17 protein-coding genes and 1 riboswitch are annotated in these 26,452 nt (G+C 64.5%); of the genes, 8 read left to right on the top strand and 9 right to left on the bottom strand.

The features are described from left to right. Window positions 1–53: 53 nt before the first annotated feature. Genes K4G67_RS11555 through K4G67_RS11565 form a run of 3 tightly spaced genes read left to right on the top strand, consistent with a single transcriptional unit; the run spans window position 54 to window position 4,037 of the window. Window positions 54–1,298, top strand: coding sequence for a polysaccharide biosynthesis/export family protein (locus K4G67_RS11555; protein ID WP_239806514.1), 1,245 nt, complete (start codon window positions 54–56; stop codon window positions 1,296–1,298). Between the two features lie 16 nt (window positions 1,299–1,314). Continuing rightward, on the top strand, window positions 1,315–2,733 hold the full coding sequence (locus tag K4G67_RS11560; RefSeq protein WP_239806515.1) for a GumC family protein: 1,419 nt from the start codon (window positions 1,315–1,317) through the stop codon (window positions 2,731–2,733). Then, window positions 2,688–4,037: an O-antigen ligase domain-containing protein gene (locus tag K4G67_RS11565; protein ID WP_239806516.1), complete on the top strand. Its 1,350-nt coding sequence runs from the start codon at window positions 2,688–2,690 to the stop codon at window positions 4,035–4,037. The genes K4G67_RS11560 and K4G67_RS11565 overlap by 46 nt, the downstream gene beginning before the upstream one ends. Here K4G67_RS11565 and K4G67_RS11570 read toward each other — a convergent pair. Genes K4G67_RS11570 through K4G67_RS11585 form a run of 4 tightly spaced genes read right to left on the bottom strand, consistent with a single transcriptional unit; the run spans window position 3,994 to window position 8,217 of the window. Further along, a complete protein-coding gene (locus tag K4G67_RS11570; RefSeq protein ID WP_239806517.1) occupies window positions 3,994–4,980 on the bottom strand; it encodes a glycosyltransferase in 987 nt (328 codons plus the stop codon). The genes K4G67_RS11565 and K4G67_RS11570 overlap by 44 nt on opposite strands. Next, on the bottom strand, window positions 4,977–5,963 hold the full coding sequence (locus K4G67_RS11575) for a glycosyltransferase family 2 protein (RefSeq protein WP_239806518.1): 987 nt from the start codon (window positions 5,961–5,963) through the stop codon (window positions 4,977–4,979). Before K4G67_RS11575 ends, K4G67_RS11570 begins: the two co-directional genes overlap by 4 nt. 29 nt (window positions 5,964–5,992) lie before the next feature. Then, a complete protein-coding gene (locus K4G67_RS11580; RefSeq protein WP_239806519.1) occupies window positions 5,993–6,922 on the bottom strand; it encodes a glycosyltransferase family 2 protein in 930 nt (309 codons plus the stop codon). Next, window positions 6,919–8,217 carry an oligosaccharide flippase family protein gene (locus K4G67_RS11585; RefSeq protein ID WP_239806520.1) on the bottom strand — a complete coding sequence of 433 codons (1,299 nt, stop codon included), beginning with the start codon at window positions 8,215–8,217 and terminating at the stop codon, window positions 6,919–6,921. The genes K4G67_RS11580 and K4G67_RS11585 overlap by 4 nt, the downstream gene beginning before the upstream one ends. 283 nt (window positions 8,218–8,500) lie before the next feature. Between K4G67_RS11585 and K4G67_RS11590 the strand changes: the two genes are divergently transcribed. Further along, complete coding sequence (locus K4G67_RS11590; protein ID WP_239806521.1) at window positions 8,501–9,934, top strand: WecB/TagA/CpsF family glycosyltransferase; 1,434 nt, start codon at window positions 8,501–8,503, stop codon at window positions 9,932–9,934. On the opposite strand, the gene K4G67_RS11595 is transcribed toward K4G67_RS11590, so the two are convergent. From K4G67_RS11595 to K4G67_RS11615, 5 genes are all read right to left on the bottom strand, one after another. Further along, window positions 9,931–11,577 (bottom strand): response regulator, encoded by a 1,647-nt coding sequence (locus tag K4G67_RS11595; protein ID WP_239806522.1) that lies wholly within the window; start codon window positions 11,575–11,577, stop codon window positions 9,931–9,933. The two genes, K4G67_RS11590 and K4G67_RS11595, sit on opposite strands and share 4 nt — an antisense overlap. Window position 11,578: 1 nt before the next feature. Further along, window positions 11,579–14,614, bottom strand: coding sequence for an ATP-binding protein (locus tag K4G67_RS11600; RefSeq protein WP_239806523.1), 3,036 nt, complete (start codon window positions 14,612–14,614; stop codon window positions 11,579–11,581). 119 nt (window positions 14,615–14,733) lie between these two features. After that, window positions 14,734–19,011, bottom strand: coding sequence for a PAS domain S-box protein (locus tag K4G67_RS11605; protein WP_239806524.1), 4,278 nt, complete (start codon window positions 19,009–19,011; stop codon window positions 14,734–14,736). A gap of 44 nt (window positions 19,012–19,055) precedes the next feature. Beyond that, entirely contained in the window at window positions 19,056–19,592 is a 537-nt protein-coding gene (locus K4G67_RS11610) for a GAF domain-containing protein (RefSeq protein ID WP_239806525.1), read from the bottom strand. A 68-nt stretch (window positions 19,593–19,660) separates the two neighbouring features. Further along, complete coding sequence (locus K4G67_RS11615; RefSeq protein WP_239806526.1) at window positions 19,661–20,926, bottom strand: MFS transporter; 1,266 nt, start codon at window positions 20,924–20,926, stop codon at window positions 19,661–19,663. A 154-nt stretch (window positions 20,927–21,080) separates the two neighbouring features. On the opposite strand from K4G67_RS11615, the gene cobO reads away from it, so the two are divergent. The 4 genes from cobO to cbiB all read left to right on the top strand — a co-directional run bounded on the left by cobO (window position 21,081) and on the right by cbiB (window position 26,448). After that, window positions 21,081–21,686, top strand: a complete 606-nt coding sequence (gene cobO, locus K4G67_RS11620) for a cob(I)yrinic acid a,c-diamide adenosyltransferase (protein WP_239806527.1) — start codon at window positions 21,081–21,083, stop codon at window positions 21,684–21,686. A gap of 34 nt (window positions 21,687–21,720) precedes the next feature. Next, window positions 21,721–21,930: riboswitch (cobalamin riboswitch) on the top strand. Between the two features lie 164 nt (window positions 21,931–22,094). Further along, window positions 22,095–24,026, top strand: coding sequence for a TonB-dependent receptor plug domain-containing protein (locus K4G67_RS11625; protein ID WP_239806528.1), 1,932 nt, complete (start codon window positions 22,095–22,097; stop codon window positions 24,024–24,026). Window positions 24,027–24,049: 23 nt separating this feature from the next. After that, window positions 24,050–25,492, top strand: a complete 1,443-nt coding sequence (locus K4G67_RS11630; RefSeq protein WP_420830030.1) for a cobyric acid synthase — start codon at window positions 24,050–24,052, stop codon at window positions 25,490–25,492. Further along, on the top strand, window positions 25,492–26,448 hold the full coding sequence (gene cbiB, locus K4G67_RS11635) for an adenosylcobinamide-phosphate synthase CbiB (protein WP_239806530.1): 957 nt from the start codon (window positions 25,492–25,494) through the stop codon (window positions 26,446–26,448). The genes K4G67_RS11630 and cbiB overlap by 1 nt, the downstream gene beginning before the upstream one ends. The last annotated feature ends 4 nt before the right edge of the window (window positions 26,449–26,452 follow it).

Consider the following 26,452-nt stretch of genomic DNA (forward strand, 5'->3'; position numbering starts at 1 on the left):
GTTTGGCACGGCTCTTGAAAGACAGGGGCAAACGCCAACACGGAGCTTTTGCAATGTCCATTTCCGCCTTCCGCAAAGGAGCAGCCGCCATTGCCATGACGGCCACGCTCGCCGGGTGCATGTCCGGACCGGCGCCGAGCAATTACGAAACCGCGCTCTACGCGCCGCAGCAGCTCGGCACGGGGCGGGCGGGGCATCCGCGTGGCGATTGGGTTCAGGCAACGCCTGTCGCGCGCGGCGCACCGGCCTGCGACTGGCGCGTGCCGCGCGAACTCGACAATTACCGCCGGGCGCGGGTGGAGGAATTTGCCGACATCAACGCGCCGCTCGCGCCCGGCGACCGGGTCTCGATCCGGGTCATCGGGGATCCGGACGGCTTGTCGGGCACCTATGTCGTCGCGAGTGACGGCACCGTCGACCTGCGCGGGATCGCCCCCACCCGCGCGGTCGGCGGATCGCCCGAAATGTTGCAGGATCGCCTGCGCGCACGGCTCGTGGCCGCAAATCTGGTCCGCCCGCTCCGCAATGCGGTCTCCGTGTCCCTGATCGAGGCGGCGGGCGTTTCCGTCGCGGTGAGCGGCGCGGTGTTCGAGCCGCACGCGGTCCGCGCAGGGGAACGGTCGCCGGAACTGCGATCCGTCGCCGCGGGCGGCATCGCGGGCGACGATAACACCGGCCGCACCGTGTCGGCGGCCATTCGTGCCGCCGGCGGGGTGCGCCCCGACGCCGATGTGCAGCGTGTCTATCTCATCCGCGAGGGACGCTATGTCGCACTCGACCTGTCGGGCCTCGTCCATGGCTGGGCGAGCCAGGATATTCCCGTGACGACCGGCGACCGCATTCTCGTGCCGAGCCGGCGCTGTTTCGATGCAGGGCTCGTGCGTCCGACGCCGCTGACCCCGCCGGGGATCCGCGTCTACATGTCGAACCTCACGCGCAGTGCGAACAACAACGCAGGGGCCGCCATCGGGGAGAAGACCACTTCGCTGCCCTACGGCACACGCCTGCTTCAGGCGCTCGTCGCGGCGAATTGCGTCGGCGGCAGCTACATGCAGTCCGACCGGCGCGCCGTGCTCATTTCGCGCAACCGCATCAACGGGCGCAGCGTGGTCGTCGAACGCGACATCGAAACGCTTGTCCGCGATGCCACCCGCGATGCGGATGACCCCTATCTCATGCCCGGCGACGCCATTGCCTGCTACGACAGCCGCTGGACCAATCTGAGCGAGGCGATCGGCGTCGTATCGCAGGGGCTCGGCGCGGTTACGCCGGCCATTCTCCTCGACAACGCATTGTAAGCAGGCGCACGCGACAATGGACATGACCGGTCATCCCTCCGCTCCCAAACGCCGTATCGAACGGTTGTGGCTCATCGTGCGTGACGGATTGCCGTCGGTGGGTCGCTACCGGCGCTATCTCGTGGCGCTGGCGGGGCCGCTGGCCGCGATCTGGGGGCTGACGTTCGCGTATCTCGCCGTTGCGCCGGACCGGTTCGACAGCAACATGACGCTGATCCTGCCGGGGACGGGCGTGGGCGGTTCGATGAACGTGGAATCGATCGGTCAGGCGACCTCGATGACATCGTCCGCCTTTTCCAGTTCCACGCTCAGCCCGACCGAAAATTACAAGCGTCTGCTGACCTCCGACGTGGTGCTGCGTGATGCGGCGCGCCGGGCAGGGGAGGATGAAAGCGCCTTTCCTGCCCCCGCGATCAAGCTCATCGACCAGACCAATCTGATCGAAATCGAAATATCGGCCGGTGCGCCGGAAAAGGCGCAGGGCCGCATGGAAGCCTTGCGCGCCGCATTTCTCGCCGCGCTCGAAGACCTGCGTTCGGACGAGGCGCAGCGCCGCGAAAATGCCGACGCCGCGCGCATTGCCGAGCTGGAAGCGAAGGTCGACCGGGCGCAAAAGGCGCTTCTCGCGTTTCAGGGGCGAACCGGCCTCGTCTCGCTCGACCAGTTCGCCGGGCGGGTGAGCGCGCTCGACCAGTTGCGCGCGAGCGAACGCGACCGCCGCGTCCATCTCGCCGAAAACAGCGCCGGGACCGGGCGCCTCGCCCGAACGCTCGGCATCAGCCTGCCGCAGGCGCGCATGGCCATGCAATTGAAGGCCGATCCGCGGTTTCGCGCGCTCCTCACCCGCTATGCCGACATCGCGACACAGCGGACGGAACGCGGCGCCACGCTGGGCGATGCGCATGCCGCGATGGAGGAGCTTTCCGCCGAGGATGCCGCGCTTCGCAACGCGCTCGGCCGCCGCGGCGCACAGGTTGCGGGCACGAGCGCCGAGGCCGTGTTGTCCTTTGCCGACCTTGCCGTTTCGGACATGCGTGAAAACCTGTTCGCCACGCTGACCGAACGGGATGCGGGCGTTGCAGGCCATGCCGCCGCTCTGGCCGAGCTTCGCCGCCAGATCGGCGCGCAGAATGCCAGCACGCAGGAGCAGGTCGAGCAGGCATCGCGCCTCGCCAGCCTGCTGCGCGACCTGCGCGTCGCGGAGGCGGTGTTCAGCTCCGCTCTCGCCCGGCTCGACACGAACAAGTCGGACCCCTTTGCGTCCTACCCGCTGGTTCAGACGCTCGAAGAGCCGTCATTGCCCCGCGAACGCTCCTCGCCTACGCCCATGCTTGCTATCATCGGGGCGATCGCCGCATCGCTGATCACGCTCATGGGGTTCATGCTGATATGGCTGCGCCAGCCCATCATCCGGAAACTGCTGCCGAACGTCTGATCGCGCGGAGCATTACGGCGACCTGGCTGCTCTGGCTGATCGGGGGGTTGTATATCGCGGGGCCGGTCATCGGCTGGGTCCTGACCGGGATGGTCCTCCTCGCGCTTTACATCGGCCGCAAGAACATCGCCGCCATTCCCGCCACGATATGGTTGTGGCACGCGGGGATGGCGGCGATGCTCGTCATCCTGTGGGTGGGTCACGCGAATTTCTCGCTCGGCACCGGGCAGACGATCAAGAGCAGCATCGGCTGGGCCAAGGGGTGGGCGCTGATCGCGCTGTTTCCGATGGCGGGCGCGGTGCTCGATGTGCGGCTTTGCGTCATTGCGCGCGCGGTATGCCGGCTGGGGATGTGGACGCTGGTGATGCTGCCGCTGTTTCTGGCCGCGCCGTTCGTCGGTCTGCCCGAGATGCTCTATGTCTCGCCATTGAAGGCGGTCGGCGGGCCGGGGCCGGAATATTTCGCCACCATCCTCTACACGATCGAGCCGGGGGTGGGCACGCCGCGCTGGCAATTCTTTGCGCCGTGGTCGCCGGCGGCGGGCATGGTGGCGGTCGTCTATGTCTTCCTCGCGGCGCAGGAACGGGACCTTTTCTGGAAGGTCATCGGGATCGTCGGATTCCTCGCGGTGGCGGTCCTGTCGCAATCGCGGCTGGCGCTGGTGGCGATGGTGGCGCTTGTGCCGATCGTATGGGCGGTTGCGCGGGTGAACCGCGCCCCGGTATGGTTCCTTGCGGCTCCGGCACTGCTGCTTGTCGGCCTGTTCGCATCCGACCTCATGACCTTCGCGGATCAGATGATGAGCGATTTTTCATCCGCGCGCGCGGATTCCAGCCGCGTGCGCGCCGCCCTTGGCCGCATCGCGATGGACAGGTGGGAGAAGGAGGCGTTCTGGTTCGGGCACGGCATCGTCGAAAACGGCCCGCATCTCGTCGAATACATGCCCATCGGCAGCCATCACAGCTGGTACGGCCTGTTGTTTGTAAAGGGGCTTATGGGGGCGCTCGCGCTTGCGGTGCCGTTGTCGGTCACGGTGGCGGTGCTGCTATGGCGGGCGCGGCTGGGCGCGCTGCATCGCACGGCGCTGGCGATGGTATTGATCCTGGTGCTGTATTCGTTCGGCGAAAACCTGGAGATTCTCGCCTATCTCTACTGGCCCGCGCTTATCGTCATCGGGCGGGCTCTCGCCTTTCGCGATTCCTCGCCCGATGACGATCCGGCCATCGCCGAAGATACGGCGGACGACGTGCCGGACGCGCTCAACGCGCCGCCCGGTGAAACAGCGCGCGCCAGCTCTCTATGATCCGGTCGTGTTGCGCGCGCACGCCATTGCGCGCCTCCCGCCCCATCTGCACCACGTCGACATAGGCGAATTCGGCAATCGCGGCGGCAATCTCGTCCGCATCGTTCATCGGACGCACCATCCCGCCGCCACAACGTGCCTGTTCGGGAAGCCCGTCAATATCGGCCACCGCGATCGCGCGCCCCGCCATGCGGGCCTCCGTCGCGACGAGGCCGAAGGATTCAAAACGCGAGGGCAGGATGACCGCATGGCATTTTTCGAGGAAAGGTGCCGGATCGCTGCACGCGGGCAGAACCTCGACATTGTCGGTAAGGGACGCGCGCGCGCGCAGGTCGGCGGCCAACGGCCCATCCCCGAACAGCGTCAGCGTCGCCTCGTGCCGGGAGAGGGAGGAAACCCCCTCGATCAGCGCGGCATAATTCTTTTCCGGCGAAAACCGGCCATAGCCGAGCAGGCGAAGCGGGCCATCGCGGGGGGGCGCCTCGGCAATGTCGAACAGGTCGAAACGCCCGCTCCACGGATAGATCGTCGTCAGCTTGGCCCGGGGCACGCCCACCTCCGCCAGCCATTCGCGCTGCGCGGTCGAGACGGCGACCACCTCGTCCACAAGCCGCGCGGCAAGCCGGATAAGCAAGCGGAAACGCCCCCGCGAGGTCACCAGATCGCGTTCCAGCGCGCGCGTATAGCTATGCTCGACCTGGACGATCCGCGCATGGCGATTGCGCAGGCGCAATGCGGCGAGATAGGGCAGACGGCTCCACCGCGGCGGCACGTGGATGACGATGAGATCGGCATCGAGATGCGTCGCCTCCCGCGCGGTGCGGCCCATCGCCACCGTCCGCGACGTGGCATGCAGGGCTATGCGAGGGTGCGAGAACATCGAAAGCGCGCGGGTGACGCCGCCCATGGCGAAATCGTCGAGCAGATGAACGACCCTGATCATGCCGCGGCCTTCATATACGGGCGCGCAAGGGCGCGGAAACGGTCGGGCCCGGCCAGCCTGGCGACATGAACGGCGGCCCAGGTGGTGAGCGACTTGATCGGCTCCTGAACCAGGATCCGGCGGTCCGAACGCATGGCGCGGCGCATGAAATCATGGCCGAGCGAGCCATTGCCGAGCTGTACGCAACGCCGCGCGAGATAGCGAAGCTGATACGCTCGGGCCGTATCGCCGAATTGTGCGACCAGTTCGGGCGCGGTCCGGCGCAGCGCGTCCATCATCCGGCTCCAGCTTGCGTATTGCTGCACGACATTGGCCGACAATGCGCCGCCGATGATACGGTAATCGGTCAGCTGCCCGGCGATCCCGTCGAAACGGATGTTATGACGCGCGATCATGCGCACCCACAATTCGATGTCCTCCGACTGGCGAAAGCTTTCGTCGAACCAGCATGTGCGGCCCGCTTCCTCGGGATGGGGGAAGGCCACGGTGTCGAGCGCGGTGCGCCGGATGACGGGGGCGCTGCCGTTGCCGACCGGATTGCGGCACAGGATATCGCGCGCGGTGATCGCATTCAGCTTCGGCTTCATCGCGACGCGCAGCACATTGCCATCGCAATCGATGAGGCGCGAGCCCGAGAAGCTGACGCCGACATCGGGATTAGCCTCGAGATGGATATAGTGCAGCATCAGCTTTTCCCGGTTCCAGCGGTCGTCGGAATCGAGCAGCGCAACATAAGGCGCGCGGGCATGGGCAATGCCGGTATTGCGCGCGCCGGGCAATCCCCGGTTCGGTTGCGAAACGATGCGAATGCGCGGATCGTCGAAATTGCGGACAAGAGCCATGGAATTGTCATTGCCGCCATCGTCCACCACGATCAGTTCGAAATCGGTGAAGCTTTGATCGAGGACGGATCGGATCGCCTCTTCGACATAGGCTTCGACGTTATAGACGGGCATCACGACGGACATACGGGGAAGGGTCATGGGATCATTCCTCTTTTTCAAACGGAGATTCAGGCAAAGATCGTGGTGCGCGCACTCACCGGCACAACGTCACCGAACAGGGCGCCGGCGGCGGTCAGCGCGCCGCGCATCCCACCCGACATGAATGCGCGCGGATCGCTGCGAAGCCCCTGTTTCACGAAGCGGCGGGCCCGGCGCGCATGGCCGCCCGCACGCAGCGTCCGGCGTGCGAGATAGCGGCAATACAGCGCCTCGCCCCGGCGCAGGTCGATCCGGTCGGCCCATCGCGCGGCAAGACCATGCCAGGCATCGAACATCGCGGAAAAATCGCAGCTCAACCCATTTTCGCTAAGCCGGTAGAAGACCAGCGTTTCGTCGATCCCGCAAAGGCGGTAGCCGCCGCCGACGAGCCGCGCGAGCAGATCCTGATCCTCGACATAGCGCATGGTTTCATCGAACCTGCCGACCATCGCGAATGCGGCGTGGCTGACGACGAGGTTCGACATGGTGCAGACCGCGTTTTCGATCACGACATCGTTCAACGTGCAATCCTTTCCGGTCACGGTCGAAACCGTGCGGCCGGGCCGCAGCGCGTCCGTGCTGTCGGGACAGAACGCGATCCGGGCAAAGCTTGCGGCAAGCGTGTTGTCGGCCTCGTGAAGGCGGCGGTGCGTTTCAAGCTTTTCCGGGTGCCACGCATCGTCGGCGTCGAGAAAGGCGAGCATCCGTCCGCGCGAATTGCCGACCCCGCAGTTGCGCGCCGCCGAAACGCCCGAATTGTTCCGCGATATCAACTTGATCCGATCATCGGTTTCGGCCCGCTTCATCGCGGCAAGCAAGGTACCGTCGGTGGAACCGTCGTCGATGACGATGATCTCGAAATCCTGCTCGGTCTGGGCGAGCACGCTGTCGATCGCTTCGGCAATGGTGCGTTCGGCATTGAACGCGGCGATCACGACGGAAAAGAAGGGGGCGGTCATGACGTGGCTCCTTTGAAACAAGCGGTGGATGAATTGAGCGAAGGGCGCCGCGGCAGCAGGCTGATCGCCGCGGCGGGAAGAAGGACGGCGCCAAGGCCGAGGCCAAAGCCGATGCATGCGCCGGCAAGCCCCGCCGCCGCCCCGATGGAAAGCCCGGCGATCGCGGAAACCGTTGCCGCACCGGTCAGCATGGCCTCGGCCTGCGGTCGGCCGGCGACCCGCATTTTCGCACCGACCAGCGAACCGGCGAACAGCGGGAGCGCAGCGCAGGAAAGCAGCGCGACGAGCGGCGCCGCATCGGTCCAGTTCGCGCCGAAGACGACGGGAACATAGATCGGGGCGAGCAAAGCCTGCGCCGCGACGACCGGGGTCAGCATCACGAGGCCGGTGGCGAACGCCTTGCGATATTCGCGCAGGCCGCCGGCCTGGCCTGCCTTGGCGAGGTGGGGGAAGACGACGATGTTGCACGCCGCGATAAAGCTTTGCGTGATGCCGAGCCCGGCGTTGAAGGCGAAGAAATAGAGGCCGAGCATCTCGGTGCCGAGCAGCGCGCCGATGACCAGCTTGTCACCATGCATGCGCAGCGCGTTGAGGATTTCCGTGCCAAGGATGGCGGGCCCGAAGAGAGCGAATTCGCGCAACGGTGCCGGGGCGACCGTGGCCGGTTGCCACACTGTCGAGCGGCGGGCGAGCACGGTCCAGACGGGCGCCGCCAGCAGTTTTGGCAGCACGATCGCCCACGCGCTCGGCCAGATGAGGACGAGGGCCAGCGTCATCGCGCTATCGGTCATGTTCTGCGTCGCTGCGATGCGGGCGCACGCCCCCATGCGATTGGCACGCATGGTCAGGAAAATCTGAACCAGGCCCGGCGGCATCGCGATATAGACGAGCGAGAGAACGGCCAGCATCGCCGCCGGTTCGGCCATCCCGAACACGAGGGCGAGGATCGCCGCGACAATGAGCTGCACCGTCGCGGTCGCGAGGCAAACAAGCCAGAACAGCCGGTAGGCGGTCCGGCACAGGGCGGGAAGCGCATTGTCATCGGCCACGATCAAACGCTGTCCGATGCCTGCGTTGGCGAGCACGCGGACGAGTTCGAAAAGGCTGAGGGCGAGGGCGGCGGCACCGATCGTTTCGGGCGCAACAGCCCGCGCAACGACCAGCAAGGCGGCGAGCCGAACGACCCGCGTCGCCGCCTCTGCCGAGGCGAAGGCAACCAGCCCCTGGACAAGCGGCGCACGCATCAGCGTCGTCAGACGTCCGGTGTAAGAGGTGGCGGGGGTATGGGTCATCATGTCCTCGGCTTGCGGTATGGCCCCCTCTATTCAAAATCCGTGCCAAGGGCAGATTTCCGCGCTTTTTCGAGGTGATGGCCAATTTTGCCGGGGGCCATTCGCAATTTGCAACAAAGGTCCGTCGCAAATGGCGGCCAAACCATTGCAATTTGCGAAATTGGTGTGAGCGACCGGTGACGCAAAATGGGAGGGTGCGGTTTTAAATAGCGTATAAACAAAAGCTTAGGAGGTTTGGCACAGGCTTTGCGGAACGGTTGGCATCGTTCGTCAAAGGAGCCTGACCATGAAAAACATACCCGCTTCCGCCTTTCGCACTGCCACTGTTCCGTTCCCGGTCCCGGCGACGCGTTTCGCAACCCAAAGCCCGTTTGAAACCCGCGATATGTTCGGGCTGTCGATCGCGAATGCCAGCCGCGAAGATACGGCCGATCATATCGTCGCGCTCGCCCGCTCGGCGACACGGCATACGATCAATTTCGTCAACGCCCATTGCGTCAATACGATGAAGAAGGACCGCACCTATCGCGCCGCCCTGCGCAGTAGCGATATACTACTGCCCGATGGCGCCGGGATGGAAATCGCGACAAAGGCATTCAGCCAGCCCCCGATCGAGAACCTGAACGGGACCGATCTTTTCCCGATGCTGTGCGAACGCGCCGCGAACTCCGGCGTCGGCATTTTCCTGCTCGGCGGGAAAGAAGGCGTCGCGGAGGACGCCGCCGCCTGGGCATGCGGCGAATGGCCGGCCCTGCGCATTTCCGGTACGCAGGACGGATATTTCGATCGCGCGGACGAAGACGCCGTGATCGAGAGGATCAACCGGTCCGGTGCACGTATGCTGTTCGTCGGGTTCGGCGTTCCGCTTCAGGAAAACTGGATCGCGCGCAATCGGCATCGGCTGGACATTCCGGTCGTTCTCGGCGTCGGGGGATTGTTCGATTATTATTCGGGCCGTATTACCCGTGCCCCTGCGATGATCCGCGCATGCCGCGGGGAATGGGCATGGCGTCTGGCGATGGAACCGCGCCGGATGGCCGGTCGCTACCTCATCGGGAATGGCGTTTTCCTTGCGCATACGGCGCTGGAGGCGGCGAAATTGCGCGGGCTCGACCGTGCTGCCTCCGAAATGGCGAAGCGGGCGATCGACATCGTCGTCGCGGTGTGCGCGCTCTTGATGCTGTTGCCGATCTTCCTCGTCGCCGCGCTCGCGGTGTGGATGGAGGATCGCGGCCCGGTTTTCTTTCGCCAGACGCGGATCGGCCGCGCAGGAAAGCCGTTCACCATGCTCAAGTTCCGGTCGATGTACACGGACGCGGAGGCGCGTCGTGCCGAATTGCTCGCCCGATCGGATCGTCAGGGCACTTGCTTTAAAATGACGAACGATCCGCGCATCACGACCGTCGGGCGGACCCTTCGCCGCTACTCGATCGACGAATTGCCGCAGCTTATCAACGTGTTGTCCGGCTCGATGTCGATCGTCGGCCCGCGCCCCGCGCTCGCCAACGAGGTCGTTACCTATCGCGGCAACCAGATCGAGCGGCTCCACGGTGCGCCCGGCATCACCTGCACCTGGCAGGTCAAGGGGCGCGCGCTGATCCCGTTCGAGCGTCAGGCCATCATGGACCGGGCCTATCTTCGCAAGCGGTCCTTCATGACCGACATGCGCCTGCTCGCCGCGACGGTGCCGGCCGTGATCGGCGGGCGGGGTGCATGCTAAACATCATCGATCAACGCTTCGTAGAGGTCGTCGAATGCCAGAAGGCACGCGGCGACCTCCGCGCGGAAGCGTTCGGGCGAAACCGCGCCTGCCGCTTCGCGATAATGGGCGAGTTCCTCCACGATGCCCACCGCCCCCACGTTCAGCGCCACACCATTGAGCGAATGGGCCGCCCGCGACAACGCCTCGTCATCGCCGGCCGCAATCGCGGCAAGGGCGTCCTTCGCATAGCGGGTGATGTCCTTTTTCGCGGCATCGCGCATGCGGGTACGGTACGCCGCCGGCAATTGTTCGAACGTATGGCGAAGCAGTTGATGGTCGAAACGAGCCTGCTCCCCCGTCGCCGCCCGCCCGCCCAGCATCGCCGTACGGATCGCGGTTTCCAACGCTTCCCGGCGGACGGGTTTCGCAAGGCACGCGGTCATGCCCGATGATAACAGGCGTTCGCGCTCTTCCTGAAGGCTGTGTGCGGTGATCCCGATCACAGGGGTGCGCGCGGCCGGGCCGGGAAGGTTGCGAATGGCCTGCGTCGCCTGCTTCCCGCTCATGATCGGCATCATCACGTCCATCAGGATCAGGTCGAAATCGCGCGCGCGAACGGCCTCCACCGCGGCGGCGCCGTTCTCCACCGTTTCAACATCGCATCCCATTTCCTCGAGCATGCGCTCGATGACGTAACGATTGCTCTCGGTATCTTCGGCCAGAAGCACGCGCGGCGCTTCGTGCATGTCCTCCTCACCGGACACGGCATGGATCGGTGTCGGCAGGGGGTTGGGGGCGGGGTGGGCGGCATGATCGCCGTCGGTCCCCGCATTTTCGAGGAGGCGAGAGGCGATTTCGTCGAGTTCGCCAACCGATTGCCGAACGATGGCAAGATCGGGATCGCCCTCATCGAGCTTTCCGCCGAGCAGTTCCACCCCTCCGGTAAGTCCGCCCATCGGAGTGCGTATCGCATGCGCCATTTCGGTGATGAACTGTTGCCTGTGGGCAAGCGTGCGTTCCGTCTTGTCCTTCGCCGCGGCCAGTTCCGCCTGCAACCGGTTCAGCTCGGCAACACGCCGTTCCGCGCGAAGCTGCAAGGCGCGCACCTGGCGCCGATTGCGTCGTTCCTCGGTAATTTCGCGCACCGCGCCAAGAACATAGGCAGGACGCATGCGGGTCGAGCGTTCGCGCCGGATCGACCAGCTGAGCCAGCGTATCTCGCCATTGTCCGCCCGCACGATGCGGTGGTCATATTCGTGCGCGACACCGGCTTCACGCCTGGAAAAGAATTCCCGGCCCGCCTTTTCGATCCGCGCCCGGTCGAGCGGATGGATCGCGTCGAGTAGCGTCTGCATCGTGACCTCGGCATGTTCGGGCAAGCCAAGCATCGCGGCCGCACCGCCCGAGAAGCTGAACCCGCGGGCACGCTCCCCGTAGATCGTGACCATCTTCGCGGTCGCCAATGCGCTGAGCAGAAGCGCGCTTTCGATCTCGAGATTATGCGCAAGTTCGGTTTCACGAAAGCGCAGCCCGCGATTGGCACGGTCGAGCGCCTTCATCCGCTCTTCGAGTGCGCTCTCCGTCTCGCGAAGGGCGCGTTCGCTCCGCTCCAGCCGGAGGGCGAGGATTTCGGCGCGCTGTTCGGCGGGGATTTCGTCCATCTTACGCATCGCCGCACGCCTGCAGCACGTCGGGCAATATGTCGATCAGTTCGCGCGGGCCAGGCACGAAGCGGACGGTATCCTTTGCGCCCGGCGTATGTTCACCCACCACGATGATCTGTTCGGCATGGTCCGTCTCTTCCGGCATCCGGTCCGCAACCACGATATTGGCGGCGTCCGACGGCGCATCGCCCGAAGGCGGCAGGAAACCATGCGCGGCGGCGATTGCCTCTACCTGAATTGCGAGCGTCGCACTGCTCAGTTCGATGGCGATCGTTCCGCAGATCCTTGCCTGCCCGCTTTTGTTTTCCGCAGGGGGCAGCGGCAGCCGCAATGTCATGCATGTTCCTTTGCCCTCCTCGCTGCTCGCCGAAACGGTGCCGCCCATCTCTTCGGCAAGCTTTCGCGTGATCGAAAGGCCGAGACCGGAACCCGATCGCCGGCCCAGAGTGTCGGCGCTGCTTCCTGCAAAGGGGGTGAACAGACGGCTCAACCGCTCTGGCGGGATCCCGCCCCCTGTGTCGGTGACGGTAAAGGTCCACACCGCGGCGTCGTCACCTGTTGCAGACGGATCGGAAGGTGCGATGGCACGGATCGAGATGCGACCCGACGGGGTGAATTTCACGGCATTGGAAATGAAATTCGCGAGGATCTGCTGAATTCGTGCGGGGCGGCCCGCGACGGTCCCCTTGTCGGCGTTCATTTCGATGATGAGACCCTTGCGCCGGGCCAGCGGGCGAAACAGTTCCGCGACCCGGCCGACGAGATCGTCCGGGCGAAAATTCTCGATTTCCCCCGCGCCGCCCTGACGCTCGGCCCGCATGCCTTGCAACGTGTTGTCGAGCGTGCTCAGCAACGCCTCTGCTGAATCCTTGATAAGCGTGAGGATGCGGTTCCGCTCGTCAGGCGAACGCTCGCGACGTACGTGATCGATAAGCCCGAAAATACCGGAGATCGGGGTGCGGATTTCATGGGAGACGACGGCAAGAAGGTCGCTTCTTGCCTCCGCCTCCGCCTGTGCGGCGTCGCGGGCGGACAGGATTTCGGCCTGCGCCGCCTTTTCGCGGGTCACATCCTGAACGATACCGTAATAACCCGAAATCTGTTCCGATTGACCGCGTTTTTCCGATACGGCCGTCCCCTTGATAAGGATGTCTATTTTCGTCCCGTCAGCAGCGCGCGCCTGCGTCTCGAAGCTGAACGGGCCGGTTTCGCCGATTACGTCGCGTATTGTCGCGATGGTTTCGCTCTGGCTATCGGCATCGAACACGCTGACCAGCTCGCCGAGCGGGATGTATTCCTCCTCGATACCGATACGGTCGCGGATCCAGCGCGAAAGCGATACGCGCATCGTTCCCGGATCGAGCATGAAATGTCCGATGCGGGCATTCGTCTGCGCAAGTTCCAGGAAAAGCAGGTTCTGCTCGATCTCGCGCTGCCTGGTCCGCTGATCGGTGAGGTCGTGCGCGATATAGGCGGCACCGAACAGGACGCCGTTATCATCGTGCAGGGGAAGAAAGCTCTCTTCCAGCCACAGATTGCCACCGCTGCGATGCGGACGCTCGACAAGCCGGGGCGCAGAGGATTCATCATTTTCCAGCGCGCGCAACGGGGCAAGGTTCTGAATGCCTTGTTCACCCAAAAGCGCGATCGCACCGCGATTGGCACGCAATACCGTGCCATCGGTATCGAACAACACCATGGCATAGCCCTGCGCCGCATCGATCAGCGTGTCGAAAGACCGGCGTGCGCGTACGCGATCCGCCTCCAGCCGTTGTTCCATCGTGTGAAACGCCTGTTCGAGGCGGTCGATCTCATTGGCGCGCGCTTCCGTTTCGGGCGTGTCATGCGTTGCGGAGATATTGTCCGCCCGGCGGGCAAGCCGTGTGATCCTCGCGGCCACAAACCGGTCGAATATCGCGGCGAGCAGCAGCGCGAGAATGATGGTCCCCGACGCGGAAACCACGATGACCCGCCATGCAATGGCCCAGCCGCGCGCATTCAGTTCGGACTGCGGAAGCATGGTGACGATGGTCCAGTTCGGCGAGGCCAGCCGATGGACCGAGACATACGCGTCGAGCGGGCGAACATAACCGTTGTCGGGGAGTTCGCCGCGCATGGTCAAAAGCGCGAGATTGCGAAGCACATCGTCCTTTGAAACGGAAAGGTCGATATTGGCTGAAAAACCGCGCGATCCTTCCTCGATCAACGCGGAATCGTGGACGAGCTTCCCCTCCCGGCCCAGAATGATGGTGCGCGCGCCGGGGGGAGGGGGGCGCAGCCCGCCCGTCATCGCCTCCAGCGGGATGCTTATCCCCCATGCTCCCATGTGCCGGTCATCGGGACGAAAGGGCAGCATGCAACCCGTCGTCCAAAACCGGCCGGTGTCGTCATAGGCGGGGTTTTGCAGGCTGGTACAGCGCATCTCACCAGCCGGATTGTTACGCGGCGTAGTGATGCGCGTGAATTCGAGATCCTGAAAATCGAAATCCGCCGGCGCACTGCGATAGAAACCGAGCCTGTCGGCGCGTTGCGGCGCATAGATCAGCAATTCATTGTCGGGCGAAAAGAAATAGAGGCTTTCGACCGTGTGAGGCAGGCCGCCGACCATCTGCGCGATGGTTTCGAACGCGGCGGGCAGCACGGTGCGCCGCGCCTCGGCAGACAGATCGGGCGGCACGAAACCGCCGAGCCCCTTTACGACGATGCCGCTATCGAGTTGGCGTCCCGACCAGAGATCGTCGCGCGTATGATAGGCACCGTCCGGTGCCTGTTCAAAGATGCGGTCGAAACGCGTATCCGGGCCTGCCTCGATCCGCCGGGCCATGATCGTGGCGGCCTGACGCTGTACATTGGCGATGAGCTGCATTTCCCGGCGCAGGCTGTCATGGACCGACGCGTTGGATGTCACCAGTTCGGCAAGGCGATTGTCGCGATAATCGGCTACGGTGGAGTTGTAGGCGAACCACGTCATCACCCCGATGACAAGGCCCACGATGGGAAGAGCAAAGGCAAGGCCGCGCAGGGAAAGAGACATGGTCGCCAACTATCCGCGACGAACCGGATAAACGAAAGGTCGAATTGATCCATTTTCGCGGCTGTTGCACTGCGCGCAGGGCGCTTCGTCGCGGATTATCATCGCACGGCGCACGCCGGTCAACGGGCGCTCTCGTTCTGCGCGAAGGCACGCTTCGTCTCCGCAAGCGCGGCACGCCGCGCGGCGCCCGTGCTCCCTTTCAGGGCGGCCTGCTGTCGCCGCGCATCTTCGCCCAGTTTTTCTTCGCCGAATGCGCCCGCCACCCCGGCAAGCTGATGCAGAAGGCTGACGATGCCCTTTATCGCATCATCGTCGGCATTGTCGGGATCGATGGCGTGCACGGCATCCAGGGTTTCTCGGCGAAGGGTGAGGTAGCGCATCTCGACCGGGCTGGCCGCGCTGTTCTTCGGGGCGGGCGCGGGCGTCGGGGGCGGGGTCACGACGGCAAGGTCGCGATTGATCCACCGCGCGATCTTTTTCTTGAGCAGGTCGAGGCGAATGGGTTTTGCCACATGATCCTGCATCCCGGCGGCGAGACAGCGATCGATATCCTCTCTATAGGCGTTGGCCGTCTGCGCGACGATGGGAAGCTCGCGTGCGTCGAACCCTTCGGCGCGCAAGGTCCGCGCGGCCTCGAGCCCGTCCATCACTGGCATCTGCATATCCATCAGCACGAGCGCGTAGGGGGTGCCGAACTGCTTCGCCTCCCGCGCCAGCCGGACGGCTTCCTTGCCGTTTTCGGCGATATCGGCATCGAGCTTCAGCTTGTCCGCCATCGACAGGATGAGCACCTGATTGATGTCGTGATCCTCCGCGATGAGCACGCGGGGCGGGCTGGCGAAGCCTGGCCATTCCAGGGCCTCGGACGCATCGTCGGCGGCAACCGCTTCGCGCGTCAGTTCGACCGGAATGGTGAGCGTGAAAATCGAACCCTCGCCCGGCGTGCTTTCGACGTGAAGATTGCCGTCCATCAGGCGGGCCAGCTCGCTGCTGATCGTAAGGCCGAGCCCCGTCCCGCCGAACAGGCGCGCGGTGGATTCGTCCGCCTGACTGAATTCGCGGAATATGGTTTCGAGCCGGTCCTCGGCAATGCCGATCCCTGTATCCCGCACCGCGATGACGAGGCAATCGTTACCCTGATGCGGGCTGATGGTGACATCGGTCCGAACGAAACCGCTGCTCGTGAACTTGATCGCATTGCCGACCAGATTGGTCACGATCTGACGAAGCCGAAGCGCATCGCCCAGCACGGCCTGCGGTACGTCGTCCGCGACGTCGAGCGTGAATTCAAGCTGTTTCTGCCGGGCCGTCGCCTCCAGCAGACGCATGGTTGCGCCGATCGTCTCGCGCAGGTCGAAGCTTTGACGCTCGATCTTCATCTGTCCTGCGTCGATTTTCGAAATGTCGAGAATATCGTTGAGGATCTGCATCATCGCGCGCCCGGAATCCGCGATAAGCCGGGCCTTGTCGCGTTGATCCGGGGTGAGATCGCTGTCGAGGAGCATTTCGGTGAACCCAACGACCCCGTTCATCGGCGTGCGGATTTCGTGACTCATATTGGCGAGGAAGGTTGCCTTCGCGGCGGCGGCGGCTTCGGCGCGCCGGCGTGCCGCGATCAGGTCGAATTCCAGCTGCTTGCGATCCTCGATATCGCGGATCGATGCCGAAACCTCGCGCGCTCCCCCGGTCGCGGCATCCCGGATCAGCGCAACATTCGCCTCCAGCCAGCGATAATCCCCGTCGGTTTCCGGAATGCGCGACCGGTAGGCGAGGATGTTCCTGTCCTTTCGGCCGCTGATCAGATCGTCCCAGGCGGCGCGGACCATCTCTTCGTCTTCGGGGTGAATGAGGCTGAGCGAATCCTTGCCGATGAGCAGTTCGGCCGGCACGCCGAACACTTCGCGCGTCGAGGGCGAAGCATAGATGCAAATGCCGTCGAGCGCGATGCGGAACACGGCATCGGTGGCGTTCTGCGCGAGGAGCGAAAGCTGAGCGTCGCGTTCGGCCAGATCCTTTTCGAATTGCGTTCGCTCGGTAATATCCATGGCGACACAGATGTAACCGCGCAATTCGCCGTTATCGTCCCATTCGGGCGTGGCGATCGCATCCACCCAGAAGACCGTGCCGTCCACACGGTTTCGCAAGCGAAATTCATGCCGGTGCGCGACCCGCTTCGCCGCGGCGTCGAACCAGCGTTTCATGAGCTGGGTCACGTCATCGGGATGGATCGCCTTGGTCCAGCCAAGGCCCAGCGTCTCGTGCGCCTCCATTCCGGTCATGCGCGACCAGACCGCATTCACATAGGTGAACATTCCATCCGGTGCGGTACGGAAAATGGCGGCAGGCGAAAGGTTCGAAAGCGATTGAAAGCGTTCCTCACTCTCCTTCAACGCATCGGACGCCCGCTTTTGTTCGGATATATCGATGGCCACGCCGATAAAACCGAGCGTATTGCCATCTTCGTCCTTGTTGGGCGCGGCGATCAGATCGACCCAATAGGGCGGAAAGCCGGGTTTGTAGAAGCGAACCTCGGTCCTCAGCTGCTTCGAATGATGGACAGCATCGAGCCAGTTCTTCTTGAAATGGGCCTTGTCGTCGGGGTGGACCGCATCGATCCACCCCGCACCGAGCGCACGCGACGCTTTGAGCCCCGTCGTGCGCAGCCATGCCTTGTTGACATAGGTGCAGAACCCGAACGGGTCGGTGCGAAATATGCCGGCGGGCGACAGGCCGGTAAGATTGGCGAATTCCCGCTCGCTGTCGCGCAGCTTGGTCACGGTGGCGCGCAATTGCGCGGTGCGGCTGTCCACTTCGGCGCGCACTTCGGCCTCGCGGCGCAGCCCGGCCAGCAGCACGGCAGCGAAGATAAGCGTAAGCAGCAACCCGCCCAGAAGCACGAGATGCGCCTCGTACGTGCTCATCCGCTCTTCGAAGGCTCGCGTGCTGCGCCATACGATGGTCCAGTCGCGGCCCATGACCTCAATCGTCTTTTGCCGCGCGAACATGGACTGACGCTCTGCCGGGTCGCCGCCGACATTGGTATAGAGGATACGGTCGGCGTCCGGTCGCCTGCCATCATAGATCGCGACGTCGAGCAATTCGTTCTGACTGGCCGAAAGTCCGTTCATGAAACGGGGCGCGATGAAGGGCGCGTAGACCCATTTGCGCAATGCCGCGCGCCGTTGCGAAACGGTGCCGGTGGGCATGTCGGCCTCGTAAACGGGATGGAGGAGGAGAAAGCCGACGCTCTCGGTTTCATCCTGCACGAGCGTGATACGATCGGAAATGACCGCTTCGCCCGTATCGCGAGATTGCAGCGCGGCCTGCCGGCGATGGTCCTCGGACGCGATATTGAAGCCTATGGCCTTGGCATTGCGCTCGATCGGTTCGGCAAGGGAAATGACGAGATTTTCGCCGAGGTCGTCGACCGGATGAACGTCGAAGCCTTCAAGGCCCGTGGCTCTCTTCTGCGCGATGAATGCCTCGACACGATCATCGGCCACAGGCTCGATAATGCCGAGCCCGGCGATACCCGGCAATGTTCCGCCCGAAAGCAGACCGAGCACATAGGTACGCCATTCGTCGGGTGTTACATTATCGGATACCTCGAAAAGCCGGGCCGCACCGTCGAGCGCCTGTCCATAGGATTCCATCCGGTTGGTGAGCGCCTGCGCATTGTCGTTCACCAATTCGTCGAACGTTGCCTGCACCTGTTGATGACGGTTGTGCGTGGCGATGTGCCAGCCGACAAGCGTCGCCATCAGCATCAGTATGACCGCCATGAATGGAAGCGGCGGAAACGGATCGAGCGGCTTGTCGCGCCAGAACACCTTGTTCCGCATCCACGGCGCCAGGAGAAACAGCGGCAGCACGATCAGCACGCCGCTCACGCCGCCCAACCACCAGCGCAGCGCTACCGCGAGAGGGTCGGACGCATTCAGGAAACCTGCTGCATACATTGCGCCGATGGCGAAGACCGTCCCGACTAGACACATCACCGGTACGGCGAGTAACATCAGCCGCAACACATCACGTCCGCCGGCCAGACGTATCGGAAAGCCGACCTGCCGGCGAATGAGGAATGCGCCGAACGCGGCCTGCGCCGTCGATGCCGCAGCGGCGAGTGTCGCCGTCAACAGCGCGAGTTCGGTGGACGGCCCAAAACCGCGGGATAAAAAGAAATACAGATTGCTCGCCATCGCGCCTAGAAAAACCGCGCCCGCCATGCGATAGCCGAGGATGACCAGTGCGCCGATCGCCGCGCCCGAGGCCGGCCAGATGACGATCGAACTGCCCGGCGGCGGCGCAAGTTCCAGCGCCGCAATGGCCAGCAGGAAATAGCACAGCGAAACGAGCGTAAAGCGAACCGCCCCGCCACTATCGAGCCTAGCGGACACAAATTTTCCTGGTAAGCGCATTTTGGAAAATCGTGCCAGATCGGTCACGATTGCTCTTCGGCATTCTTGCGCCGGGCTGCGGCAATCGCGCTGACCTCGCGCGAAAATCCGACCAGGTCGGCGCGCTCCGTCTCGTCGAAATTATCGCGCATCTTACGGTCGATGACGCATACCGTGCCAAGCTTGCTTCCGTCATCGGCGACGATCGGCGCGCCGGCATAAAACCGGATGGACGGATCGCCGGTGACGAGCGGATTGTCGGTAAAGCGATCATCCGCCGTCGCATCGCAGACGACCATCACGTCGTCCCCCTCGATCGCGTAGGAGCAGAATGCCATCGACCGGGGCGTTTCGCTCGGTTCAAGGCCGATCTTCGCCTTAAACCATTGCCGGTCGGCATCGATCAACGAGATCAACGCCACCGGCACGCCGAACCGTTTTGCCGCACGGCGCACGACATCGTCGAATTTTTCTTCCGGTGGCGTATCGAGCAGGCCATAACCGTGCAGTGTGGCCAGCCGCTGTTCCTCGTTCATTTTGCGCGTCCCGATTTCTGTCGATTCCGGGGTGAGCCTAGCCAATTATTCTTTGCAAAACCTTTATATTCGCGTCCCGACATGCCGTGTGAACGGTCCGGAAACGGATGGGTTTATGATCGCGCGCGCTCCCGGCTCAGCGCGAGAGCAATGATGCTGATCAATGCGGCCCCTGCGATATAGAGCCCGACGAAACCAAGCCCACCGATTTCGGCGAGCGCCTGCGCCGCGACCGGGGCCACCGCTCCGCCAAGGATACCGCCCACGTTGAAGGTCAGCGACGCACCGCTGTAACGGACGCGCGCCGGGAACAGTTCGGGGAGATAGGCGCCGAGTGGGCCATACAAAAACCCCATGCACAACAGCGCCAGCGACAGGAACAGCCATATCAGGAACAGCGAACCCCCGCCGAACAGCGGCCCCATCAACAGCCCGACGACGATCGCGCCCATGCATCCGGCAATGAGCACGCGGCGCGGCGAGGACCGGTCCGCCGCAACCCCCGCGAGCACGATGCCGAGCGCCATGAAAACGATCGCGCCAAGCTGCACCATCAAAAATTCGGACCGGCCATAGCCGAGCGTCGTGGTCCCGTATCCCAGCGCGAAGGCGGTCGAGAGGTAGAATACCGCAAAGCAGGCCACGACCGAGAACGTGCCCGCAAGCGTCGCGGGAAGGTGGGAGCGCAAAAGATCGGCCATCGGCGCCTTGGCCGGGGGCGCCTCCTCCATCGCGGCGGCAAAGGCCGGGGTCTCCGTCAGCTTGAGCCGCACCCACAGGCCCAGCACGACCAGCACCGCACTCAGCAAAAACGGCACGCGCCAGCCCCATTCGACGAATTGCGCATCGCTCAACGTGGAGCCGAGCAACAGAAAGAAACCATTGGCAAGGATGAAGCCGATCGGCGCGCCCAGTTGCGGGAACATGCCGAACCGTGCCTTGTAACCCGGCGGCGCGTTTTCCACGGCCAGCAGGGCCGCGCCGCCCCATTCCCCGCCAAGGCCGAACCCCTGCCCGAAACGCAGGATGCACAGCAGGAACGGCGCCAGCCATCCCGCCATTTCATAGGTGGGGAGAAACGCGATCAACAAGGTGGACCCGCCCATGAGCATGAGCGAGGCGACCAGCGTCGATTTGCGTCCGATCCGGTCGCCAAAATGACCGAACACCGCCGCGCCCACCGGCCGCGCGACAAAGGCGACGCCAAGGCTGGCATAGGCGGCGAGCAATTGGGCCGACGGCGATTCCGCCGGAAAGAACAGCGGCCCGAAGACCAGCGCGGCGGCGGTCGCATAGACATAGAAATCGTAGAATTCGACCGCGGTGCCGACCATGCTCGCCAGCAATACCCGCCCGTGACCCCGAAACCCTTGCAACATCCGCTGTCTCCCTCGCGCGCCGCTATAGGCGAGGGGCGGCGGCGTTGCCTAGACGGCTTGTGGCACCGTGTATGGCAGACAATGGCGGTGTGTTGCGCCCCGCGCGATTGCTGCTAGCCATGGCGGAAAGATCATCACGAACTGGAACGCCATCATGACCGACGAAACCTCCGAACAGCACAAGGCCCGCATGCGAGAGATGCAGAAATCACAGGCCAGGCGCCAGCGCGAGCTGACCGATCCGGAACGGGGGCTGGTGCTGGTGCATACCGGCGATGGGAAGGGGAAATCGAGCTCGGCCTTTGGCGTGATGGCGCGCGCGCTCGGCTGGGACAAGAAGATCGCGGTCGTCCAGTTCATCAAGGGCAAATGGAAGACCGGCGAGAAGAATTTCTTCGCCCGCTTTCCCGATGCCATCGACTGGCACGTCATGGGCGAAGGCTTCACCTGGGACACGCAGGACCGCGCACGCGATATCGAGGCGGCGGAAAAGGCGCTCGCGACCGCGGCCGGGCTGATCGCGTCGGGGAAATACGATCTCGTCGTGCTGGACGAAATCCATATTGCCTTGCGCTACGATTATTTGCGTGTGGATGCGGTGATCGCCGCGCTGGAGTCCAGGGGCGATACGGCGGTGATCCTGACCGGGCGGGACGCGCCGCAAGCTTTGATGGACTATGCCGATACGGTGACGGAAATGACGGAGGTGAAGCACGCCTATCACGGCGGGATCCGTGCGCAGCAAGGCATCGATTTCTGAACCTTCCGGGATTGACAAGCCGAGCGCGCTTTCGCAATGGCTGCGCGCAGACGGTGCTGCGCATGCGAAAACATGTGGAAGCTAAGAGGGAAGCCGGTGCGATGCCGGCGCTGTGCCCGCAACTGTAGGCCGGGAGCCTCGAACCACCATGTCACTGGCAATGCCTTTTGCAAGGCACGCCGGGAAGACGGTTCGAAGGTGTTGATCGGTGAGCCAGGAAACCTGCCGTCGCGTCGTTCGTCCGGGGCCGGGTCCAGCCCACAGGGACAGGAAAGTTTCTTTCCGAAGTAGCGACAGCCTGGCCGGTTTCCGGTGCCGCAGGTCGATGACCTGTCGGCAGGCCTTTGTTGTCGAACGAACCGCGCGGGCATCGGGGCCCTCGCGCGGGTATTGCTTTGGACGTTTCACATGACTTTTGATATCCGTCTTCTGGCCGCCGCATCGGTGTCCGCGCTTATCGCCGCGAATGCCGCCTCTGCGCAGATCGCCGCCCCGCCACCCATCGACCTGCCGCGCGGCGATGCGATTGCGCAGGACACCATCGTCGTCACCGCCAACCGCACCGAACGCGCAATCAGCCAGGTGGGCCAATCGGTCACCGTCGTCGCCGAATCCGAAATCATCGCCCGCCAACCCAGCGACGCACTCGACATCCTGCGCACCGTGCCGGGGGTGACCTTCACCCGCAATGGCGGCATCGGCACCAATGCCGGCGTTTCGATCCGCGGCGCGGACAGCGACCAGACCGTCGTTCTGATCGACGGGGTGAAGCTCAACGATCCGGCCTCGACCGGCGGCGGGTTCAATTTCGGACCGCTGATTATGGGCAATATCGCGCGGGTGGAAGTTGTGCGCGGATCGCAATCGGTGCTTTACGGAAGCCAGGCGATCGGCGGCGTGGTCAATCTCATCACCCGTGCGCCGGGTGACGAACCGGCCATGTTCGCAAGCGCACAGTACGGATCGCGCGATACGGCCGAGCTGATCGGCAATGTGTCGGGCAGGGTCGGGCCGGTGGCCGCCAGCCTTGGCGCCAGCTATCTGCGCACCGACGGCATCTCGGCCTTCAGCGAGGCGCGGGGCGGACGCGAGAAGGACGAATTTGAAAGCATTGGTGTGAACGGCAAGCTGGACATTGCGCTTGCCACCAATCTCTCGCTCGACCTTCGGGGCTTCTATGCCGATAGCGACGTCGGCATCGACGGTTTTCCGGCGCCGCTCTATGCGTTTGCCGACACGCCGGAAGTTTCGCATCGGGAGGATTTCGTCGGCTATGCCGGGGTTAATGTCGCGTTCCTCGACGGGCGGTTCCGCAATCGGCTGGGTTTTGCCTATACCAATATCGACCGCCGCAATGTCGATCCCAGCCTTGACGGCGAAACCGAAACCTTTGCCGCCAATGGCGAAAACCGGCGTTTTGAGTATCAGGGTATCGTCGATGCGGCCGATTTTGCCGAGCTGGTGTTCGGGGCGGAGCGCGAGGAATCCGAATATGACAGCGCGCCCAACACCGCCGATGTCGCGATCAACAGCGCCTATGGCCAGGTGAACCTGACGCCGCTCGGCGGATTGTCGCTCACCGGCGGGGTGCGCCGCGACGATCACGAAACCTTCGGCGGGGCGACGACCTTCGCGGCGAGCGGGGCCTATTCGCCGAATGCGGGCGCCACGGTCCTTCGCGCAAGCTATGGCGAGGGTTTCAAGGCGCCCTCGCTGTTTCAGCTTTACAGCGAATACGGCAATGGCGCGCTGCTGCCGGAACGGGCGGAAAGCTGGGACGTGGGGCTCACGCACAGCTTCCTCGGCAATCGCGCGGAGGTCGGCGTGACCTATTTCGAGCGTTCCTCCACGAACCTCATCGCCTTTGTCTCCTGTTTCGACAATCCCGCGCCCATCTGTTCCGATCGTCCCTCCGGCACCTATGACAATATTGCGCGGGCGAGCGCCGATGGCTGGGAATTCGGGGTGGCGCTGCGACCGGTGGACGGTTTCGACGTCGCACTCAATTACAGCATCGCGGACGCCTTCGACGACATGACCGGCAACCGGCTCGCCCGCCGCGCACGGGACAAGGCAAGCCTCGTCCTCGATTACCGGACGCGCGGCGGCATCGGGTTCGGTGCGACCGTGCTCATGGTGGGGGACAGTTTCGATAACGCCACGAACACGCGAAGCCTCGACGGCTATGTCGTGAGCGACTTGCGCGCAAGCTACGCGCTCACCGACAGGGTGGAGCTGTTCGGCCGGATCGAAAACCTGTTCGACGCCGAATATGAAACGGTATTCCGCTATGGACAGCCGGGCCGCATGGCGTTCGGCGGTTTGCGCTACCGGATGTAGTCGCCATGGCCGGCCGCGCGATCATGCTTCAGGGCACAGGGTCCGACGTGGGCAAATCGGTGCTCGTCGCCGGTCTGTGCCGGATCGCGCGGCGGCGCGGCATTCCGGTCGCCCCGTTCAAGCCGCAGAACATGTCGAACAATGCCGCGGCCTGTGCGCAACGGGGCGAGATCGGCCGCGCGCAGGCGTTGCAGGCGCGTGCCGCCGGTATCGCGCCGACGACCGACATGAACCCGGTCCTCCTCAAGCCCGAGGGGGACCGGCGCGCGCAGCTCGTCGTCAATGGCGCCGTCGTCGAAAGCGCGGAGGCGGCGGGATACATGGCCCGGCGCGGCAGCCTGTTGCCCGATGTGCTGGCCGCTTTCGAACGGCTGCGCGCACGTCACGGCCTCATCATCGTGGAGGGGGCGGGCAGCCCGGCGGAGGTGAATCTGCGGCGGGGCGACATCGCCAACATGGGCTTTGCCCGCGCCGCCGACGTACCGGTCATCCTTGTCGGCGACATCGACCGGGGCGGTGTGATCGCCTCGCTCGTCGGTACGAAGGCGGTCATCGATGCCGGCGATGCGGCGATGATCGCGGGCTTTGCCATCAACCGGTTTCGCGGCGATCCCGCATTGTTCGACGATGGCGTGCGGTTCATCGAGGATCGCTGCGGCTGGCGCTGTTTCGGGGTGGTCCCGTGGCTGCGATCGGCGCGCGCGCTCCCGGCGGAGGATGCGGTGGTGCTCGACCATGCGGCCGCGGGACGGGACGGGATCGTGATCGCGGTGCCCATGCTGTCGCGGATCAGCAATTTCGACGATCTCGACCCGCTGCGCGCCGAGGCCGATGTCGATGTCCGCTTCATCCCGCCCGGACGCCCCATCCCGAGGGAAGCCGACGCCATCATCCTTGCGGGTACCAAATCGACGCTGACCGACATCGCCATGATGCGGGCGGAGGGGTGGGACCACGACATTCTCGCCGCATACCGGACAGGGGCGCATATCGTCGGTCTGTGCGGCGGGTTTCAGATGCTGGGCACGCGCGTCACTGACCCGGACGGGCGCGACGGCACGGGGGGCACGGCAGATGCGCTCGGCCTGCTCGCGATGGAGACGGCGATGTCGGGCGCAAAGATCGTGCGCCCCGTCAGCGGCCGCACCACCGCGCATGGGGATGCGCTCACCGGGTACGAGATTCATACCGGCCGATCGAGCGGGCCCGCGCTGTCAAACCCGTTCTGCGTTCTGAACGACGGAACGCAGGACGGAGCCTTCGCGGCGGAGGGGCGCATCATCGGCACCTATCTCCACGGCGTGTTCGCAAGCGATGCGTTCCGTGCGCGATGGCTTTCGGGAATGCGCGAAGGACGCGTAAGCGCGCTCGATTACGAGGCGGGCGTGGACCGGGCGCTCGACATGCTCGCCGACGGGCTGGAGGCGGCGCTCGACATCGATGCGCTCTTCGCACTGGCCCGGTGATGATGGTCGCGGCCAATGCGGCGGTCATGCTTGCGGCATTAACGCTGGAATGCGCGGTCGGCTGGCCCGATGCGCTCGACCGGCGGATCGGTCATCCGGTGCGCTGGTTCGGGTGGATCGTGATGCTGGTGGAGCCTGTTGCCAATGCGCCGGGGCCGCCGCGCGCCGTGCGGATCGCGGCGGGCGGGGTTTGTGCCGTCGTGCTGATCCTGCTGGCCGGCGCTGTGGGCGCGGCGGTCGCGCGCATCGTTCCGGCCGGTGTTGCGGGCTTTGCCATGTCCGCGGTCATCGCGGCGAGCCTGCTGGCCCCGCGGTCGTTGCACGATCATGCCGCGGCGGTCGGCACCGCGTGGCGGGAAGGGGGGCTCGATCCGGCGCGGGTCGCACTGTCGCATATCGTGGGACGCAATACGAAGACGCTGGACGAGGCGGGGATCGCCCGGGCCGCCATCGAAAGCCTGGCCGAAAACACCTCGGACGGGGTGACGGCGCCGCTATTCTGGGGGGCGCTGTTCGGGCTTCCGGGGCTGTTCGCGTACAAGACGATCAATACGCTCGATTCCATGATCGGCCACCGCAGCATGCGTTACGAGGCATTCGGAAAGATCGCGGCCCGGATCGACGATATGGCCAACCTGATCCCGGCGCGGCTTACAGGGGCGATTTTCGCTTTCTGCGCCGGATCAGGCCGCGCGTTTGCGACAATGCGGCGGGACGCCTCGCGCCACCGTTCGCCCAATGCCGGATGGCCCGAAAGTGCGATGGCCGGTGCGCTGAATATTCGATTGTCCGGGCCACGCGAATATGATGGGGCGATGCGGGACGAGCCGTGGTTGAACGCCGGTGCGCGCGATCCGGCGGTGGGCGATATCTGGCGCGCGCTTGCGCTCTATCGCCGGGCCGTGGGCGCGATGGCGGGCATCCTCGGCATCATCGCCGGTGCCGCGATCGTATAGGAGG

It is taken from the genome of Croceicoccus hydrothermalis (assembly GCF_022378335.1).
Taxonomy (GTDB): Bacteria; Pseudomonadota; Alphaproteobacteria; order Sphingomonadales; family Sphingomonadaceae; genus Croceicoccus; species Croceicoccus hydrothermalis.